Genomic DNA, 17,659 nt, shown 5'->3' on the forward strand with positions numbered 1-17,659 from the left:
TCCGCGCGCCGCCTGATCTGCTCGGCCACCCAGTCGGCGTGCGTCCTGCCCGCCAGCGCCTCGGCCGCCGCCCTGCTCCCCCCTGCTCCGGGCGGGCTCGGTCGCCGGACCGCCGCCCTCGGAGCCGGAGCGCCCGCGCCGTACGGCCGCCGCCCGCTCCCGCGCGGTGGTCTGCGGCGTCCAGCAGCGGACCGCCGCGTCACCGGAGGTGATCGTGATCGAGTGTGAGACCGCCACGCCGTCCACGGCCGTCCAGGGCACGGAGGCGTCCCGGAGCGGGTTGCGGACCAGCACGCCCTCGTCGGTCAGGACGACCGCCGGGCGGATGCACGTGACGAAGACCAGGGCGGTCAGCACCGCCAGGACCGCCCCGGCGTCCAGCGAGGGCGGCCCGCTGTAGCGGACGACCAGGTCGGCCGCGTTCGCCGCGGCGAACGCGACCCACACCCAGCCGAGGACCAGCGCGGCCTTCGACCGGAACACCTCTCTCATGGCACCCGCCCCGCTCCCGCGATCCCGTCTACGCCTGCCACTTCAGGCGCGCGAAGCCCGGCTTGATGACGCCGTTGATGAGGGCCAGCCGGTCGTCGAACGGCAGGAACGCCGACTTCATCGCGTTGACCGTGAACCACTGCAGGTCGTCCCAGTCGTAGCCGAACGCCTCCACCAGCTTGGCGAACTCCTCCGAGACGGTGGTCCCGCTCATCAGCCGGTTGTCGGTGTTGACCGTCACCCGGAAGCTGAGGCGGCGGAGCAGGCCGATCGGGTGCTCGGCGATGGAGGGCGCGGCCCCGGTCTGCAGGTTCGAGGTCGGGCACATCTCCAGCGGGATGCGCTTGTCGCGCACGTAGGCCGCCAGGCGGCCGAGCTTGGGCTCTCCGTCGCCGGACACCGCGATGTCGTCGATGATCCGCACGCCGTGGCCGAGCCGGTCGGCGCCGCACCACTGGATCGCCTGCCAGATCGACGGGAGCCCGAAGGCCTCACCGGCGTGGATGGTGAAGTGGGCGTTCTCCCGCTGGAGGTACTCGAAGGCGTCGAGGTGGCGCGTGGGCGGGTAGCCCGCCTCGGCCCCGGCGATGTCGAACCCGGCCACGCCGACGTCGCGGTAGCGGACCGCGAGCTCGGCGATCTCCATGGACCTGGCCTGGTGGCGCATCGCGGTGAGCAGCGTGCCCACCTTGATCCCCCGGCCCTCCGAGCCGATCCTGAACCCCTCCAGGACCGCCTCGATGACCTCTTCGAGGCTCAGGCCCCGCTCGGTGTGCTGCTCGGGCGCGTAACGCACCTCGGCGTAGACCACGCCGTCGGCCGCCAGGTCCTCCGCGCACTCGGCGGCGACCCGGACCAGCGCCTCGCGCGTCTGCATGACGCCGACCGTGTGGTCGAAGGTCTCCAGGTAGCGCTCCAGCGAACCGGAGTCGGAGGCCTCCCGGAACCAGGTGCGCAGCGCGCCGGGGTCGGTCGTGGGCAGTCTGTCGTAGCCGGTCTCCCGGGCCAGTTCGACGATGGTCTCGGGCCGCAGACCGCCGTCGAGGTGATCGTGGAGCAAGACCTTCGGAGCCCGGCGGATCTCCTCAAGGGTGGGTAGCTGCTGGCTCATCTCGATATCCTACCGTCCGGTATCCGTCCGGCGATCTTCCGAGGACCGCCGGAAGCCGCGCGGGCTATTCGTCACGACGCGCCGTCTCCGGGGAGAAGGCGGGCAGGCAGACCGCGACGTACTCGGCGCCCTCGGGACCGCAGCTGTAGCGGACCTTCTCCCCCGGCTCGCAGGCGAACGCCTGGCCGGCGCGCACCTCGGTCGTGCCCTCGGCGTGCTCGACGACGACCGTCCCGGAGAGCACCAGGGTGTACTCCGCGAACTCCGGCGTCTGGGCCGGCTCGTCCCAGCCCGCGGGGGCCTTCATGTGCGCGATCGAGATCCCGGCGTCACCGCTGTTGACCCGGCCGACGTACTCGTCGATGACCTTTCCCCCAGGGACGGGGATCCGCGTCGCGCTGTCGATTTTCCTCACCATCGGTCCATCTTGCCACCGGGCCCGGCGGGCCCCGGCAGGGGGCCGCGTCAGTGGGCCCGCGGCGGGCCCGTCATCGGGCCCGTCAATGAGCCACGTCGATGACCAGGCGGTTCGGCTGCCTCTGCTCGGTGACGCGGAACCCGGCCTTGCGCTCCAGCACGATGCCCACGCCCACCACGGCCTCGAAGTCGCCGGTCTTCACGACGCTGCGCACATTGCCCAGCCCGGCCTGGAGGATCGGCCCGCCCGTCAGGGTGGGGGTCCCCTCCTCGGTGTGCGCGTTGGCCGGGAGCATCGTCACCTGCAGGTAGGCCCCGCCCTCGACGTCGATCGGCTCGCCCGACCCGTCCTGGACCAGCTCGGGCACCCAGTCCACGGTGTATCCGGGCGGCTCCCCCTTGAAGTCGATCACCACCCGGTCGTATCCCCCGTGCTCGGCGAAGCGCACGCCGGTGACGAGCGGCGGCTCGCCGGGGTTCCGCTCGACCCGGACCGCTCCGGTGCTCGTCGGCGGCTCCGGCCCGGTGGACGGCGCCTGCGGGGCGGAGGTCCTCCCCTGCGGGCTCCGCGCGCCCGGCGAGTCCTGCGCACCGGGCCGATCCTGGGCGTCGGGCGGGTCCTGTACGGCCGGCGGGGCCGACCCGGTCCCGCCGGTGGCGGCGACCCGGAGGACGGGGAGCCGGTGGCCCGGCCGGGCGGGTCCGCCTGGCCGGTCGAGCCGCCGCAGCCGGCCAGCAGGACGAGGGGAATGATCACGAGCACGGCGCGAGAGCGGTTCATGTTGGCCTCCTGCCAGGTTAGATGCCCGGTAATCCCCGCCGGTTCACCGCCCCGGCCGGTTCCGTCCCCCAGGCCGGCCCCCGTTCTCAGACGGTCTCCAGGACCGGCTCCTCCTTCCGTGCCGCGGCGGCCGTACGGGCTCCGCGCAGGCCGGTGAGGGCGATCACCAGGCCGGCCAGCGCCAGGATGCCGGAGACCGCGATCGCGGCGCGGAAGCCGTCGAGCGGGTCGGCGCTCGTGCTGGAGGTCAGCACCGCCGTCACCACCGCCAGCACGACGGCGCCGCCCACCTGGCCGGAGGTGTTGAGCAGGCCGGAGGCCAGGCCCTGCTCGTCGTCGGAGACCCCGTTGGTCGCCTGGATGTTGAGCGAGGGGAAGGACAGCGCGAAGGCGACGCCCAGCAGGACCATGCCGGGGATGACCAGCGTGGCCAGGTCGGGCGCCCCGTCGACGCGCAGGAAGAAGGCGTATCCGGCGGCCAGCGCGGCCGAGCCGACCACGATCAGCCGGGCGGTGCCGAAGCGGTCGGCCAGGCCGCCCATCTTCGTCGAGGTGACGGCCACCAGCAGGCCGGCCGGGAGGAAGGCCAGCGCGGTCTCCAGCGGGGACCAGTGCAGGAAGTTCTGGAAATACTGCATGGCGACGAACTGGAAGCCGACGTAGGAGCCGAACAGGATCACCAGGCCGAGGTTGGCCCGGACGATGGGACCCGAACGCAGGATGCCGAGCCGTACCAGCGGATGCCTGACCCTCCGCTCGGTCACCACGAACGCGGCCAGCAGCGCGGCGGCGCCGAGCAGCGAACCGACTGTCCGCAGCGAGCCCCAGCCGGCCTCGGGCGCCTCCACCACGGCGAAGACCAGCAGCAGCATCGAGGCGGTGATGGTCACGGCGCCGACGAGGTCGTGACCGCTCTCGGCCCGCTCCTCGGGCCGCTTCGGCAGGAACCGCAGGGCCGCGGCCAGGGCGAGGACCGCGACCGGGACGGGCATCAGGAACGTCCAGCGCCAGCCGAGCTCGGTCAGGAACCCGGAGATGACCAGGCCCAGGGAGAACCCGCTGGCGCCGGAGGCGGTGAAGATGCTGAGGGCCCGGTTGCGGGCCGGCCCCTCGGCGAACGTGGTGGTGATGATGGACAGGGCGGCGGGCGCGGTGAAGGCGGCGCTGATGCCCTTGACGAACCGGGCCGCGATCAGCAGGGTGCCGTCGTCGACCAGGCCGCCGAGGAGCGAGGCCACGGCGAAGACCGCCAGGGCCACCAGGAAGACGCGGCGCCGGCCGAGGAGGTCGGCGGTGCGCCCGCCGAGCAGGAGCAGGCCGCCGTAGCCGAGCACGTAGCCGCTGACCACCCACTGCAGGGCGTCCGTGGACAGGCCCAGGTCCGCCTGGATGGACGGGAGCGCGACGCCGACCATGGAGACGTCGAGCGCGTCGAGGAAGACGACGGCGCACAGGACCGCCAGGGCGGCCCACAGGCGCGCGTCCCAGCGTCCTTCGGTGGAGGAAGGGATCATGGGGCCCAACAATACATGCAGACACATCTAATGCAACAGAATTTAATTGCCATGCATTTGATGTCCACGCATGTTAGGATCCGCGGCATGAGCGAGGAGTCCGCCGTCCGCGCCTGGCGGGAGGTGCTGGCCAGGCATTCGGTGACCGCCTGCGCGCTGGAGCGGGAGCTCTCCGACAGGCACGGTCTCGGCATGAGCGAGTTCGAGGTCCTGGAGCGCATGGTCGAGGGCGGCCGGCCGAAATACCGGGTCCAGGAGATCGCCGACGCGGTGCACCTGAGCCAGAGCGCCTGCTCGCGGGTGGTCGCCCGGCTGGAGAAGGCGGGCCTGGTCAGCCGCGGCATGTGCGAGGCCGACCGGCGCGGCATCTTCGTGCGCATCACCGAGGACGGCCGCGCCCGCCACGCCGCCGCCCTCCCGACCCACCGCACCGTCGTCGCCGGGATCTTCGGCCTCCCCGCCTGAGCACGCACCCCGAGCACGGCGGCGGCCGGCCACCGCCGTGCGGTGACCGGCCGCCGCGCCGATCGCCGGAGACCTCCGGCTGGGACCTCGAGGGTCAGCTCCCGACGCTCACGCCCTGATGCGGTCGATCACCAGCGGGAGCAGGTCCACCTCGCCGGGCCCGCCGATCGCGTAGGCGCCGTCCAGCGCGGCCAGCGCCCGGTCGAAGCGGGCCGCCTCGTCGGCGTGCAGGGTCATCAGCGGCTGGCCCTCGCGGACCGCGTCCCCCGGCCGGGCGTGCAGCATGACGCCCGCGCCGAAGGAGACCGGGTCCTCCTTGCGTTCCCGGCCCGCGCCGAGCCGCCAGGCGGCCAGCCCCACACCGTAGGCGTCGAGCCTGGTCAGCACGCCCGTCGCGGGCGCGAGGACCTCCATCGTCTCGGCGGCCCTGGGCAGCGCCGCGTCCGGGTCGCCGCCCTGAGCGCTGATCATCCGGCGCCAGGCGTCCATCGCCGAGCCGTCCTTCAGCGCCTGCTCGGGGTCCTTGCCGCCGTCCAGCCCCGCGGCCTGGAGCATCTCGCGCGCCAGCCGCACGGTCAGCTCGACCACGTCCTCGGGCCCGCCGCCGGCGAGCACCTCGACGGACTCGGTCACCTCCAGCGCGTTGCCCACCGCCCGGCCCAGCGGCCGGTCCATCGCGGTCAGCAGCGCCACCGTGTTCACCCCGGCGTCGGTGCCCAGCTCGACCATGGTGGTGGCCAGCTCCCGGGCCCGGTCCGCGGTCTTCATGAACGCGCCCGAGCCGACCTTGACGTCCAGCACCAGCGCGCCGGTGCCTTCCGCGATCTTCTTGGACATGATCGAGGAGGCGATCAGCGGGATCGCCTCGACCGTGCCGGTCACGTCGCGCAGCGCGTAGAGCTTCTTGTCCGCCGGGGCGAGCCCGTCGCCCGCCGCGCAGATGACCGCCCCGGCCTCCCGCAGCACGCCGAGCATCTCGTCGTTGGAGAGCGAGGCCCGCCAGCCGGGGATCGACTCCAGCTTGTCCAGCGTGCCGCCGGTGTGGCCCAGGCCGCGGCCGGACAGCTGCGGGACGTACCCGCCGCACGCGGCCACCAGCGGGGCCAGCGGCAGCGTGATCTTGTCACCGACGCCGCCGGTGGAGTGCTTGTCGGTGGTACGGCCCGGCAGCGCGGACCAGTCCATCCGGGTCCCGGACCGGATCATGGCCTGGGTCCACTCGGCGATCTCCCGCCGCGTCATGCCGTTGAGCAGGATCGCCATGGCGAGCGCGGACATCTGCTCGTCGGCGACCACGCCCCTGGTGTAGGCGTCGATCACCCAGTCGATCTGCTCGGTGGACAGCTCGCGGCCGTCCCTCTTGGTGACGATGACGTCGATCGCGTCCATGTCTGTCAGGCCCCCCGGCTCAGGTCGTCGGGCCCGAAGGCGTACGGCAGGATCTCCGCCATCGGCTTCGGCCCGTCCACGGTCTCCATCAGCAGCTCAGGGCCGCCGAACTCGAACAGCAGCTGGCGGCAGCGCCCGCACGGCATGAGCAGCTCCTCGTGCCCGTCCACGCAGGTGAAGGCGACCAGCCGGCCGCCGCCGCTCGCCCGCAGCGCGGAGACCAGCCCGCACTCGGCGCACAACCCGACGCCGTAGGAGGCGTTCTCCACGTTGCAGCCGGAGACGATCCGCCCGTCGTCCACCAGCGCGGCGGCGCCCACCGGGAACTTCGAGTAGGGCGCGTAGGCGTTGCCCATGGCCCGTACGGCCTCGGCCTTCAGCGCGGTCCAGTCGATCAATGCTGCTCTCCTCGGCGATAGCGCACACCATCGGCCGCGGGCGGACGCAGGCTCTGCGAGGCCACGGACAGGACCAGCAGCGTCAGCACGTGCGGGGTGATGAAGACGAACTCGTTGGGCAGCTTGTCGACGGTCAGCCAGAGCCAGAGCAGCACGACGGCGGCGAGAGCGGCCGCCGCGGCGGCGGTGTACTGCCGGACTCCGGGCAGGCCGGCGGCCAGGCGGCTGCGGACCTGCATGCCCGTGTAGACGAGCAGGAGCAGGGCGCCGAAGAGCAGAAGCCCCGTGACGGCCTGGGAGCTGCGCAGCTGCAGGCCGTCGGCGTAGCCGAACAGCGAGGCGCCGACGGCGAGACCGCCGGGCCGCCAGTTACCGAAGATCATCGCGGCCAGGCCGATGAACCCCCGGCCGGAGGTCTGTCCCTCGACGTACTTGGTGGTGACGAAGACCAGGAAGACGCCGCCGAGCCCGGCCATCGCACCCGAGACGACGGTCGCGACGTACTTGGTCCGGTAGACCTTGACGCCCAGCGACTCGGCCGCCCACGGATTCTCGCCGCAGGAGCGGAGCCGGAGGCCGAAGGCCGTGCGCCAGAGCACGAAGTACGTCAGCGGGATCAGCGCGACGGCCAGGATGACCAGGACGTTCACGTTGTGGGTGAGGCCGCGCAGCATCCCCGCGACGTCGGAGAGCAGGAACCAGTGCGTGCTCTCCAGCTTCCCGAGCAGGTCGGGGCCGTCGGACAGGATCGGCAGGCTGACCTCCGGGGCGGTGGAGGAGAGCGTGGGCGAGGTGGTGATACCCGCTCCCTTCTCGGCGGCGGCCGTCCCCTGGGCGTACAGCACCTCGGACAGGAAGCGGGTGATGCCCGGGCCGAGGAGGTTGATGGCCACGCCGCTGATGATGTGGTCGACGCCGAACGTCACGGTCGCGATGGCGTGGAGCAGCCCGCCGAGCGCGCCGCCGAGCAGGCCCGCGACGAGGGCCGCGACGGCTCCCCACTGGTAGCCGGCCCATCCGGCGAACCAGGTGCCGAGCACCATCATGCCCTCGAGGCCGATGTTGACGATGCCCGCCCGCTCGGCCCAGAGGCCGCCCAGGCCCGCCAGTGCGATGGGCACGGCCAGCAGCAGCGCGGCGCTGAACGTTCCCGAGGAGGTGAGTTCGGGCGCGTCCCCGATGACGCGGGCGAGCGACAGGAGCAGGATCAGCGCCGCCACGGCGAGGAGCGCCAGATGGTAGCGGCGCACCCGGCGGGCCTCCGCGGTTGCCACGGACGCGGTCATGCGGCCACCCCTGCCTGGTTGGTGGTGGCGAGCTGGCGTGCGGCCCGCCGTTCCTCGTTGCGCATCGACATGCGGATGGTGACCTCGTTGGCGATCACCACCATGAGCACGATGGTGCCCTGGATGATGGTGATGACGGACGGCGGGATGTCGGCGAACTGGAGCGGGGCCCCTGCGCGGTCCAGGAAGGCGAAGAGCAGCGCGGCCACCGCGATGCCGCCCGGCCTGTTCCGGCCCAGCAGTGCGACCGCGATGCCGAGGAAGCCCAGGCCCGCGGTGAAGTTCGAGCCGTAGGCGTGGGTGCGGCCGAGGATCTCCGGCAGGCCGATGAGGCCGGCGACGGCGCCGGACAGGACCATCGCGGAGATCACCATGCGCTTGGGGTCGATGCCGGAGGCGAGGGCCGCCGAGGCGTTGAGGCCCGTGGCCTTCACCTCGAACCCGAACCTGGTGCGTTCGAGCACCAGCCAGATGATCAGGCCCGCCACGACCGCCACCGCGAGGAATCCCCACAGGCCGCCGCCGCGCGGGGCGGGCAGGCCGAACATCTCGAACAGGAAGTTCAGGTTGGGGAACCAGGCGGACTCCGGCAGCTCCGGCGTGGAGGTGGTCAACTGACCCTCCGCACGCTCACCGGCGAACGGGCCGCGGACCAGGAAGGCCGCGAGGTTGATCGCGATGTAGTTGAGCATGATCGTGGCGATCACCTCGTTCACCCCGCGCGTCACCTTGAGCACCGCGGGGATGAGCGCGTACAGACCGCCCACCGCCATCGCCACGGCGATGATCAACAGGATCTGGACGGGGCCGGGCAGATCGAATTGAGACCCCACGAAGGCGGCGACGACCGCCGCGATGCGATACTGCCCCTCGACGCCGATGTTGAAGAGGTTCATCCGGAAGCCGATGGCCACCGCCAGACCCGCGACGAACAGCGGGACGGCCCGGTTGAGGAGGGTGGTGACGGAGTTCACCACCTGGATCTGCGTGTCGCCGAAGTCGAACATCGCCTGGAGCGCGGTCACCGGGCTCGCCCCGGCGGCGAGGATCGCGACACTCGACACCGCGACGGCGATCAGCACCGCCACCACCGCGCCTGCCACCGTCAGCAGCGCGCGTTGCAGCCCTGCGGGCATCATGCCTGTCCCTCCGCGATCGCCCCGGTCATGTATCCGCCGAGTTCCTCGGGTGTGACCTGGTTCGGGTCGAGGCGGGCCACCATGCGCCCGCCGTAGATGACGTAGAGACTGTCCGACAGGCCGATCAGCTCGTCGAGGTCCGCGGAGATCAGCAGCACGGCGAGTCCCGCGGCGCGGGCCGTACGCAGGTGGTCCCAGATCGCGGCCTGCGCGCCGACGTCCACACCGCGCGTCGGGTGGGCGGCGATGAGGAACTTCGGCGCGCCGCTCATCTCCCGGCCGATGATCAGTTTCTGCTGGTTGCCGCCGGACAACGCGAGGGCGAGGGTGTCGATGCCGGCGCCCGGACATCGTACTCGCGCATGATGCGCTCGGTGTCCTTGCGCGAGGCCGCGCGGTTCACCCAGATGCCCTTGCGGGCCGGAACCCGCGTCTGGTGGCCCAGCACCCGGTTCTCCCAGAGGGGGGCCTCCAGCAGGAGGCCCTGGCGGTGCCGGTCCTCCGGGATGTAGCCGATGCCGGCCTCACGCCGCCGCAGGGTCGTCCAGGCGGTGATGTCCTCCTCCGAGAGGAGGATCCGGCCTCCGTCCAGGGTGCGCAGGCCCATGATGGCCTCGATCAGCTCGGACTGGCCGTTGCCCTCGACACCGGCGATGCCCACGACCTCGCCCGCGCGCACGGGGAAGGTGACGTCCTTCAGGAGCGGTCTGTCCCCGCTCCCGCAGACCGTCACGCCGTCCAGGTCCAGCACGACGCGGTCGGTGACCGTGGACTCCCGGGTCTCCGGGGTGGGGAGTTCGCTGCCGACCATCAGCTCGGCGAGCTGCCGGGCGGTGACCGATCCGGGTTCGACGCTGGCGACCGTGGTGCCGCGCCGGATCACCGTGATCGCGTCGGCGATGCTGAGCACCTCGTTGAGCTTGTGCGAGATGAAGATGATCGTGAAGCCCTGGGCCTTGAGCTCATTGAGGTTGCCGAAGAGCTCGTCGACCTCCTGCGGCACGAGGACCGCCGTGGGCTCGTCCAGGATCAGGATGCGCGCGCCGCGGTACAGGACCTTGAGGATCTCGACCCGCTGCCGGTCACCGACGCCGAGGTCCTCGACCAGCCGGTCGGGGTCGACCCGGAGCCCGTGGCTCTCGCCCAGTTCGCGGATGCGCGTACGCGCTCCGTCCGCGTCCAGCCCGCCGGCCTTCTTCGGCTCGGCCCCCAGGACGATGTTCTCCAGGACCGTGAGGTTGTCGGCCAGCATGAAGTGCTGGTGCACCATCCCGATCCCGGAGGCGATGGCGTCGCTGGGGGTACGGAAGTCGACGTCCTGGCCGTTGACCCGGATCCGTCCCTCGTCCGGCCGCTGCATGCCGTAGAGGATCTTCATCAGGGTGGACTTGCCCGCACCGTTCTCGCCCACGATCGCGTGCACCGTTCCGGGGGCGACGGCGATGCGGATGTCGTGGTTGGCGACGACGCCGGGGAAGCGCTTGGTGATTCCCTCAAGCTCGACGGCGGGCGGCGCCGCGGCGAGGGTGTCCGAGCTCGTCACAATGCGTTCTCCTGGAGAGCCTAGGGGGCTCGCGAGGTCCTGTCCGAGACAGGGAGAAAGCCCGGGGACCCGCCCCGGGCCTCTCCGGCTTCCTCCGCGGTCTCCCTACCGGGGCCCGCGGAGGAGCGACCTCACGGCTGCGTCGGAACGGTGACCGAACCGTCGATGATCTTCTTCTTGGCCTCTTCGACCTTGGGCATGACGTCGTCGATGAAGCCGCCGGAGGTGGACAGCCCCACGCCGTCGACCTTCAGGTCGTAGACGTTGTTGCTGCCGCCCTTGGCGCCGCCCTGGAAGGCCTTGATGAACTCGAACACACCGTTGTCGACACGCTTGATCATGGAGGTCATGATGACCTTCTTGAGGTCGGCCTCCTTGACCGTCTCGTACTGGTCGGAGTCGACGCCGATGGCCTGCTTGCCGGCGGGCGCGCGCCTGGAAGACACCCAGGCCCGAGTCACCGGAGGCGTGGTAGACGATGTCCGCGCCGTCCTGGTACATCTTCTCAGCGGTGATCTTGCCCTTGTCCGGGGCCTTGAAGCCGCTGAAGTCGCCGTCCGGCGTCAGGTACTTGACGTCGATCTTGATGTCCGACTTCACCGACTTGGCACCGGCCTCGAACCCGGCCTGGAACTTCTTGATCAGATCGTTCTCGACACCGCCGACGAACCCGAGGTGGTTCGACTTGGTCTTCTCCGCCGCGGCGACGCCCGCCAGATAGGAGCCCTGCTCCTCCGCGAAGAGCAGGCCGGTCACGTTCGGCGCGTTGGACGCCGAGTCGACCACCGCGAACTGGATGTCGGGGTACTCGGTGGCGGCCTTCTTGATGTCCTCGCCGTAGGCGAAGCCGACACCGATGATCGGGTTGTAGCCGGCGTCCGCCAGTTGGCGGAGCAGCTCACCGCGGTTCGAGCCGTCGGCGGCCGGGCTGAGGTCCTTGATCTCGGCGCCGAGCTCCTTGCCCGCTCGCTCGAGACCGGCGTAGGCGGAGTCGTTGAACGACTTGTCGCCGCGGCCTCCGACGTCGTAGGCGAGGCCGACCTTGAGGCTCGACTTGGGCGCCTCGCTGGTCGCACCCGGGCTCGCCGTGGTGCTCCCGCCGGAACCGGTGTCGTTGCCGCCACACGCGGCCGCGGCCATGAGCATGGCCCCCGCCACCGTGGTCATTGCCATCTTGCCGAACTGGTTACGAAGCAAGGTGACTCCCCTCCATCTCTCCGCTGTATCAACTTGTGCACGCACGAAGAAACGCACGGCAGCCATCCACGGAATGTAGTTGGTAAGACAGACCACTCCAAACCGGTACACAGGTCCGCAACCGGCCCGTTACCGACCCCAGTCGCGACTGTGACCGGAACGAGGCCTACCCCCTCCAGAGAGCCCGAACCGGTCACGGGCAACAGCCCTTCCAACGTCCCGTGCCGCTTTTGCAATCAGCCGCCGCCCCCTGTCCGGCGCCGGCGCACCGGCCTCGGGCGCGGAGCCCGAGAGCGACGGTCCGCACGCCCTGCCGCCGCGGAGGCGCCCGCAGGCCGTCGGAGTCGCGGCCTGCGCCGCGATTCGGAATCGCATGCCGCACGAGCGGCCCCGCCCGGCACCCCGAGCCGACGCGCAGCCACGGCGCACGGTCCACCGTCCCGCCCGCCGGAACGAAGCCACCGGGAATCCCACCCGTTCCAGGGGCGGCGGAGCGAACAGGCCACTCGCTTCACAGGAATGCGACCCGCGCTCCGCGGACCCGGTCACCCTCTCCATCCCGGCCACCACTCCAGACGTTCCTCCACCATAAAACCCGTAATTCAGCAAACTAACCAGAAAGGAAACGTTCCGGCTTTTTCGGCAGTCACACCAAATCCAGGACATTTCTTGGCACGAATCCGCTGCGGCGCCCCCAGCCCCGCCGAACACGGGACCACAGGCCTCTCCGGACCACGAACGAAGCGGTCGGCCTTCCGGGCGGCCGGAGAAAGCCGAGCTCAGCGCCCCGAACCAGCACACTTCCGCACCTTGCGGAAAGAATGGCAAAGGCAGATTCAGACTACTCGTCCAACAGGACCCGTGGTACCGTGCCGCCACAAGATCATCCCATCACGAGAAGGACTCACCGTGAAGAGGCTCAAGGCCGTCGCAACGACCCTGATCAGCTCTGCAGCGCTCCTCGCCGGGAGCGTCACCACGGCCTCTCCGGCCAATGCGGAAGTCTGGTCCTGCCAGACCAGCAAATCGCCGAACGTCGCCCGCACACAGTGCTTCGCGGGCTGGGGCGCCTACCGGGTGAGCGCCACCTGCGTCACCTCGAAGTACCCCTACCGCATCACGATCTACGGCAACACCGTGACCAGGGAGCGGGGCACCCTGAAGGCACCGACTTCCACCGTGCGGGCGGCGGGGTACAACTGCAGCATCACCGACGCGGGTGTGGACGTTCACTGAGAGCGCTGGAGACACCGATTCGTTGCCGGTCGACTCCGCGGAACGGATGAAAGACCGGCCTGGCACGGATCGGGAATCACCGCCGTGAGGCCTGCGGAGATCATCGGATCTCCGCAGGCCCTCTCTCCCCCGTGGAGACACAGCAGGTCCCGCCGCGACCGGTAAGCCCACGCGACCGGCCTCCGGCGGCTCAGGTGTCCAAATTCACCACGACGAGCGGCTCCTCGACGGTGGGCTGCCGCTCCTCCCAGAGGGCGGTCAGTGCCGTACCGACCAGGAAGCGCACGCCCGCGCCGATGCAGCTCTCGTCGACGTCGAAGGTGCCCTGGTGGATGTCTCCGGCGTGCGCCGTGCCCGGCGTGCGGGTGCCCAGCCGGGCGAACGCCCCGGGCACGGACTCGAGGTACCAGCCGAAGTCCTCGCCGCCCAGGCTCTGCTGGGTCGGCACCGCGGCGCCCTCGCCGAGCATGCTCTCGGCCGCCTCGGACAGCATCTGCACGCTGTCCTCCTCGTTGACCACCGGCGGCACCCCGCGCACGTAGTCCAGGTCCACCTCGACCCCGTAGGCCCCGGCCACCGACTCCAGCAGGGCCTTGATCATGTCGGGGGCCGCGTGCCAGGCCTCCTCGTCCAGGCAGCGCAGCGTGCCCTCGGCCAGGCCGTCGTCCGGGATCGCGTTGGCCACCGAGCCGGCCTCGACCCGGCCCCAGACCAGGCTGAGCGACGAGCGCGGGTCGACCGGCGGGAGAGCGCGGCGGGCAGCTCGGTGAGGATCTTGGCGAGCGCGAAGACCAGGTCCACGGTGAGGTGCGGCCTGGCGGTGTGCCCGCCGGGGCCGCTGACCCGGATGTTGACCCGGTCGCAGGCGGAGGTGATGGGCCCGGCCTTGAGGCCGACCTTGCCGACGTCCACCTTGGGGTCGCAGTGCAGGCCGAAGATCCGGTCCACCCCGCTCAGGCCGCCCGCGGCCAGGACCTCCAGCGCCCCGCCGGGCAGTTCCTCGGCGGGCTGGAACAGGAGCCGGACCTTGCCGGGCAGCAGCCCCGCCCTCGCCTGCTGGGCGAGGAAGAGCCCGGCGCCGAGCAGGATCGCGGTGTGCACGTCGTGGCCGCAGGCGTGGCAGACGCCCGGGACCGTCGAGCTGTAGGGCACGTCCTTCTCGTCGGGCACCGGGAGCGCGTCGATGTCGGCCCGGAGCGCCACCGTCGGGCCCTCACCGCTGCCGATCTCACAGATCAGGCCGGTGCCGCGCGGCAGCACCGTCGGCACGAGGCCGGCGGCGCCCAGCCGCTCGGCGACGCGCTGCGTCGTGCGGTATTCGGCGAACGCCAGCTCGGGGTTCATGTGGAGGTCTCGGCGGAAGCCGATCAGCTCCGCCTCGCGCTCGGCGAGGAACGCGTCGAGTTCCCCCCGCAGATTACGCCCTCGCATTGGTCACCGTCCCATCCGCGCCAGCGGTCTGAATCCTCGACGCACGTGCCACTGCCCAGAATCACCCGATCCATGGGGCAGTCCTGATTGGAAAAGCGGTCGCCGCACGGAAGGGCGCGGGCGGGTGCCCCGGATGAGCATCACGGACACGCCGGAGTGGACGACGAATCGCCGACGCGGAGTCGGCAGGCCGAAGCGAGGCCACCGGCGCGTTGACGATGACATCGACTTTATCCCTCCTCAGCGGCCCCGCGCCGACATCTGCGTCAAATGTTTTGTCGCCCCATACCCGTCTCCTGTCCCTCCTGACCCATCCGAACCATGACGAATAGCCCGAACGAGCCAGGGAACGGTAGTCCCACCGGACGACGGGCGCCTGGCACCCGGGGTTCCGTGCGGTTGAAACATCGCCCGACCTGGCAACTTCCGTGACCCTGAGGTACCGCTCATCGAACCCGGCGGACTGATGCAACCCGAAAGAATGCGTGGTTCACTCCGCTTATGATCACTAATATCCCATTTGGGGAGAAGCACTCCAGATTGAGCATCTTCGAACCGAACGAGGGAACCGTGGTGGTCATCCCCTCGCTCTCGTTGCCCCAGGACGAACTCCGGATCATCACCGGAGCGCGCTGCTACGAGGAGCGGCTGCTCTTCCTGCTGTTCACCCTGAAGCGCCCGGGGGTGAAAGTCGCCTATCTCAGCTCGGTCCAGGTGGACCCGGCGATCGTCGACTACTACCTGGGCTTCCTCGACGACCCGGACGAGGCCCGCGGACGCCTGGAAATGATCAGTTTGGATGATCCGCGCCCCCTGCCGCTCACCGACAAGATCCTGGCCCGTCCCGACGTCCTGGCACGGATCCGGGGCGCGCTGGACGACGTCCGGGACGCGTGGATGGTGCCCTTCGTGGTCAGCGCGTCCGAGGAGCGGCTCTCCGGGCTGACCGGGCTGCCGGTCTACGGCCCGGCCACCGCCCTGGCCCACCTGGGCTCCAAGAGCGGGAGCCGACTGGTCGGCGACGAGGCCGGGGTCCCCCTCGTCCCCGGCTTCACCGACCTGCGGTCGCTGACCGAGGTCGAGCACGCGGCCCGCGCGCTCGGCCGGGGCGGACGGCTGATGGTCAAGCTCAACAACAGCTACTCGGGGCTGGGCAACGCCATCGTGGTCAAGGACGCCCCGCGCCTGACCGCCTGCCGTACGAGCTTCTCGGCCGCCGAGGAGAACTGGGCCACCTTCGCGGAGAAGATCGCCGCGCGGGGGGCGGTGATCGAGGAGTTCATCGAGGACCGGCCGCTGCGCTCCCCCAGCGCGCTGGCCAGGATCACGCCCGGCGGCGCCTACGACGTGGTCGCCACGCACGAGCAGGTCCTCGGCGGCCCGAACGGCGACGTGTACCAGGGCTGCACCTTCCCCGCCAGCCAGGACTACCGCGCCGAGGTGGGCGAGTGCGCCGAGCGGATCGCCGCGGTGCTGGCCCGCCGGGGCGTGGTGGGACTGTTCGGGATGGACTTCTTCGCCGTGAAGACCGACGGCGGCTACCGGACGCTGCTGTGCGAGATCAACCTGCGCATCGGCGGCACCACCCACCCCTTCGGGGCCGCGCTGCTCACCACCGACGCCGTCTACGACCCCGGGACCGGCCTGCTCATGCACGGCGACCAGCCCAAGTACTACGTGGCCACGGACAACTGCGCCGTCCCCCGGCTGCGGGGCCGCAAGCCCCGCGAGGTCGTCGAGCTCCTGCGCGACCGGGGACTCGGCTTCGACCGCGAGGCCCGCACCGGGAACGTGCTGCACCTGCTGGGCGCGATCCCCGAGTTCGGCAAGCTCGGCTTCACCAGCATCGGGAACTCCGAGGAGGAGGCCGCCGACCTACACCGGCGGACCCTGCGAGCGCTCCACCCCGCCGCGTAGGCCCCGCAGGCCGCGCAGGCCGCCCAGCCCCCGCAGGCCGACGGACCCGAGCACGAGCCCGAGCACGACGTTGACCGCGATCAGGACGCCGTGCACCACGTAGAACGCCGTGGGATGGCCGTCCTGCAGGTTGAACCCAAGGTTGATCCACTCGACGATCATGAAAGCGGCAAGCGCGACCAGAAATCCGGCGATCTTTCGCGACATTTGCATTATGTCCGTATCCCGCAGCGTGGCTCGTCCCGAGGCCGGGGATGAGCCCCCGCATGCGAACGCAGGCGAATCACCACAAAGCTACCCTGAGACCACTATGGGGATGAAACACGTCGCACCCGCAGGGGTGCTGCTCGCGACGGTCACCTTCCTGGGCGCGCCCGCGCAGGCCGTACAGGCGGCATCGCCCGCGCAGAGCGTACAGGCCGCACCGGCCGGGGTCCGGGACCCCAGCGGCCGGGAGCCCGTCGGCGGCGCGCGCCTGGGCGAGCGGGGCATCGTCTTCCCCGCCGGGGTGAAGGCCCCGCCCAAGACCTCGGCGAAGTCCTACGTGATCGCGGACGCCGACACCGGCGAGGTACTCGCCGCCAAGAACGCGCACGGCCGCTACCTGCCGGCGAGCACGCTCAAGGCGCTGACCGCCCTGGCCCTCATCCCGAAGCTCGACAAGGCGAAGAAGGTCAGGCCGAGCAGGAACGCCGTCAACGTGGAGGGCAGCGCGGTCGGGCTGGTGCCCAAGCCGCTCTACACCGTCGAGGACCTGTTCAAGGCCCTGCTGCTGGTCTCCGGCAACGACGCCGCGGTCGCGCTGGCCGAGGCCAACGGCGGCCTGGACAGGACGCTCGCCGACATGAACGCCGAAGCCCGGCGGCTGCAGGCCTTCGACACGGTGGCCAAGACGCCCAACGGCCTCGACAAGCCCGGCCAGAGCAGCTCCGCCTACGACCTGGCGCTGATCGCCCGCGCCGGCCTGGCCAACCCCGACTTCCGGCGGTACGTCAGCCTGAAGACGGACAAGTTCCCCGCGCCCAAGGGCTACTACGAGATCGGCAACCACAACAAGCTGCTCTGGCGCTACAAGGGCATGATCGGCGTCAAGAACGGCTGGACCTCCAAGGCCCTGGCCAGCTTCGTCGGCGCGGCCAAGCGCAACGGCCACACCGTCATCGTGACGATCATGCGGCACGACGGCTACATGTGGGAGGACATCGCCGACCTGCTCGACTGGGGCTTCGCCGCCCGCGGCAAGGCCGTCCCGGTCGGCCTCCTGGTCGAGCCCGTCCCCGAGCCGGCCCCGCTGCCTACCGCCCAGGCCGCGGACCCGAACGCCCAGGCCGCGAACCCGGCCG

General features: G+C 70.9%; 15 protein-coding genes and 2 pseudogenes. 4 read left to right on the top strand and 13 right to left on the bottom strand.

What is annotated here, in order from left to right; genetic code table 11:
* From ACWJ6R_RS12980 to ACWJ6R_RS13000, 5 genes are all read right to left on the bottom strand, one after another.
* The coding region (locus ACWJ6R_RS12980; protein ID WP_449062457.1) for a PH domain-containing protein at positions 1–492 on the bottom strand (492 nt) is incomplete at its 3' end.
* 28 nt (positions 493–520) lie between these two features.
* Positions 521–1,603 carry an adenosine deaminase gene (locus tag ACWJ6R_RS12985; RefSeq protein ID WP_449062458.1) on the bottom strand — a complete coding sequence of 361 codons (1,083 nt, stop codon included), beginning with the start codon at positions 1,601–1,603 and terminating at the stop codon, positions 521–523.
* 64 nt (positions 1,604–1,667) lie between these two features.
* Entirely contained in the window at positions 1,668–2,021 is a 354-nt protein-coding gene (locus tag ACWJ6R_RS12990; protein ID WP_449062459.1) for a cupin domain-containing protein, read from the bottom strand.
* Positions 2,022–2,103: 82 nt separating this feature from the next.
* The gene (locus tag ACWJ6R_RS12995) at positions 2,104–2,469 is read right to left on the bottom strand and encodes an AMIN-like domain-containing (lipo)protein (RefSeq protein ID WP_449062460.1); all 366 of its coding nucleotides are present in this window, start codon (positions 2,467–2,469) and stop codon (positions 2,104–2,106) included.
* Between the two features lie 418 nt (positions 2,470–2,887).
* Complete coding sequence (locus ACWJ6R_RS13000) at positions 2,888–4,315, bottom strand: MFS transporter (protein WP_449062461.1); 1,428 nt, start codon at positions 4,313–4,315, stop codon at positions 2,888–2,890.
* A gap of 87 nt (positions 4,316–4,402) precedes the next feature.
* Between ACWJ6R_RS13000 and ACWJ6R_RS13005 the strand changes: the two genes are divergently transcribed.
* Positions 4,403–4,780 carry a MarR family transcriptional regulator gene (locus ACWJ6R_RS13005; protein WP_449062462.1) on the top strand — a complete coding sequence of 126 codons (378 nt, stop codon included), beginning with the start codon at positions 4,403–4,405 and terminating at the stop codon, positions 4,778–4,780.
* A gap of 108 nt (positions 4,781–4,888) precedes the next feature.
* Here the strand turns inward: ACWJ6R_RS13005 and ACWJ6R_RS13010 are convergent, their stop codons facing one another.
* The 6 genes and pseudogenes from ACWJ6R_RS13010 to ACWJ6R_RS13035 all read right to left on the bottom strand — a co-directional run bounded on the left by ACWJ6R_RS13010 (position 4,889) and on the right by ACWJ6R_RS13035 (position 11,732).
* Positions 4,889–6,169 (bottom strand): thymidine phosphorylase, encoded by a 1,281-nt coding sequence (locus ACWJ6R_RS13010; RefSeq protein ID WP_449062463.1) that lies wholly within the window; start codon positions 6,167–6,169, stop codon positions 4,889–4,891.
* A 5-nt stretch (positions 6,170–6,174) separates the two neighbouring features.
* A complete protein-coding gene (locus ACWJ6R_RS13015; RefSeq protein WP_449062464.1) occupies positions 6,175–6,567 on the bottom strand; it encodes a cytidine deaminase in 393 nt (130 codons plus the stop codon).
* Positions 6,564–7,853 (bottom strand): ABC transporter permease, encoded by a 1,290-nt coding sequence (locus ACWJ6R_RS13020; RefSeq protein WP_449062465.1) that lies wholly within the window; start codon positions 7,851–7,853, stop codon positions 6,564–6,566. Before ACWJ6R_RS13020 ends, ACWJ6R_RS13015 begins: the two co-directional genes overlap by 4 nt.
* The gene (locus ACWJ6R_RS13025; RefSeq protein WP_239319531.1) at positions 7,850–8,992 is read right to left on the bottom strand and encodes an ABC transporter permease; all 1,143 of its coding nucleotides are present in this window, start codon (positions 8,990–8,992) and stop codon (positions 7,850–7,852) included. Before ACWJ6R_RS13025 ends, ACWJ6R_RS13020 begins: the two co-directional genes overlap by 4 nt.
* Positions 8,989–10,535: pseudogene (locus tag ACWJ6R_RS13030) on the bottom strand (ABC transporter ATP-binding protein). The gene ACWJ6R_RS13025 and the pseudogene ACWJ6R_RS13030 overlap by 4 nt, the downstream one beginning before the upstream one ends.
* A 105-nt stretch (positions 10,536–10,640) precedes the next feature.
* Complete coding sequence (locus tag ACWJ6R_RS13035) at positions 10,641–11,732, bottom strand: BMP family lipoprotein (protein ID WP_449062466.1); 1,092 nt, start codon at positions 11,730–11,732, stop codon at positions 10,641–10,643.
* Between the two features lie 909 nt (positions 11,733–12,641).
* Between ACWJ6R_RS13035 and ACWJ6R_RS13040 the strand changes: the two genes are divergently transcribed.
* The gene (locus tag ACWJ6R_RS13040; protein WP_449062467.1) at positions 12,642–12,968 is read left to right on the top strand and encodes a hypothetical protein; all 327 of its coding nucleotides are present in this window, start codon (positions 12,642–12,644) and stop codon (positions 12,966–12,968) included.
* A 190-nt stretch (positions 12,969–13,158) separates the two neighbouring features.
* On the opposite strand, the pseudogene ACWJ6R_RS13045 reads toward ACWJ6R_RS13040, so the two are convergent.
* Positions 13,159–14,399 (bottom strand): annotated as a pseudogene (locus tag ACWJ6R_RS13045) (amidohydrolase).
* 540 nt (positions 14,400–14,939) lie between these two features.
* Between ACWJ6R_RS13045 and ACWJ6R_RS13050 the strand changes: the two are divergent.
* On the top strand, positions 14,940–16,316 hold the full coding sequence (locus tag ACWJ6R_RS13050) for a peptide ligase PGM1-related protein (RefSeq protein ID WP_449062468.1): 1,377 nt from the start codon (positions 14,940–14,942) through the stop codon (positions 16,314–16,316).
* On the opposite strand, the gene ACWJ6R_RS13055 is transcribed toward ACWJ6R_RS13050, so the two are convergent.
* Complete coding sequence (locus tag ACWJ6R_RS13055) at positions 16,275–16,523, bottom strand: SCO4848 family membrane protein (protein WP_449062469.1); 249 nt, start codon at positions 16,521–16,523, stop codon at positions 16,275–16,277. The two genes, ACWJ6R_RS13050 and ACWJ6R_RS13055, sit on opposite strands and share 42 nt — an antisense overlap.
* Before the next feature lie 109 nt (positions 16,524–16,632).
* On the opposite strand from ACWJ6R_RS13055, the gene ACWJ6R_RS13060 reads away from it, so the two are divergent.
* On the top strand, positions 16,633–17,659 hold a 1,027-nt coding region (locus ACWJ6R_RS13060; protein WP_449062470.1), incomplete at its 3' end, for a D-alanyl-D-alanine carboxypeptidase family protein.

This window comes from Planomonospora algeriensis, assembly GCF_977012225.1.

What these genes read in the sequence shown, in the direction of transcription:
- ACWJ6R_RS12985 (WP_449062458.1), bottom strand. Translation starts at nt 1,603, where the DNA reads ATGAGCCAGCAGCTACCCACCCTTGAGGAGATCCGCCGGGCTCCGAAG.
- ACWJ6R_RS12990 (WP_449062459.1), bottom strand. Translation starts at nt 2,021, where the DNA reads ATGGTGAGGAAAATCGACAGCGCGACGCGGATCCCCGTCCCTGGGGGA.
- ACWJ6R_RS13000 (WP_449062461.1), bottom strand. Translation starts at nt 4,315, where the DNA reads ATGATCCCTTCCTCCACCGAAGGACGCTGGGACGCGCGCCTGTGGGCC.
- ACWJ6R_RS13005 (WP_449062462.1), top strand. Translation starts at nt 4,403, where the DNA reads ATGAGCGAGGAGTCCGCCGTCCGCGCCTGGCGGGAGGTGCTGGCCAGG.
- ACWJ6R_RS13010 (WP_449062463.1), bottom strand. Translation starts at nt 6,169, where the DNA reads ATGGACGCGATCGACGTCATCGTCACCAAGAGGGACGGCCGCGAGCTG.
- ACWJ6R_RS13020 (WP_449062465.1), bottom strand. Translation starts at nt 7,853, where the DNA reads ATGACCGCGTCCGTGGCAACCGCGGAGGCCCGCCGGGTGCGCCGCTAC.
- ACWJ6R_RS13025 (WP_239319531.1), bottom strand. Translation starts at nt 8,992, where the DNA reads ATGATGCCCGCAGGGCTGCAACGCGCGCTGCTGACGGTGGCAGGCGCG.
- ACWJ6R_RS13055 (WP_449062469.1), bottom strand. Translation starts at nt 16,523, where the DNA reads ATGTCGCGAAAGATCGCCGGATTTCTGGTCGCGCTTGCCGCTTTCATG.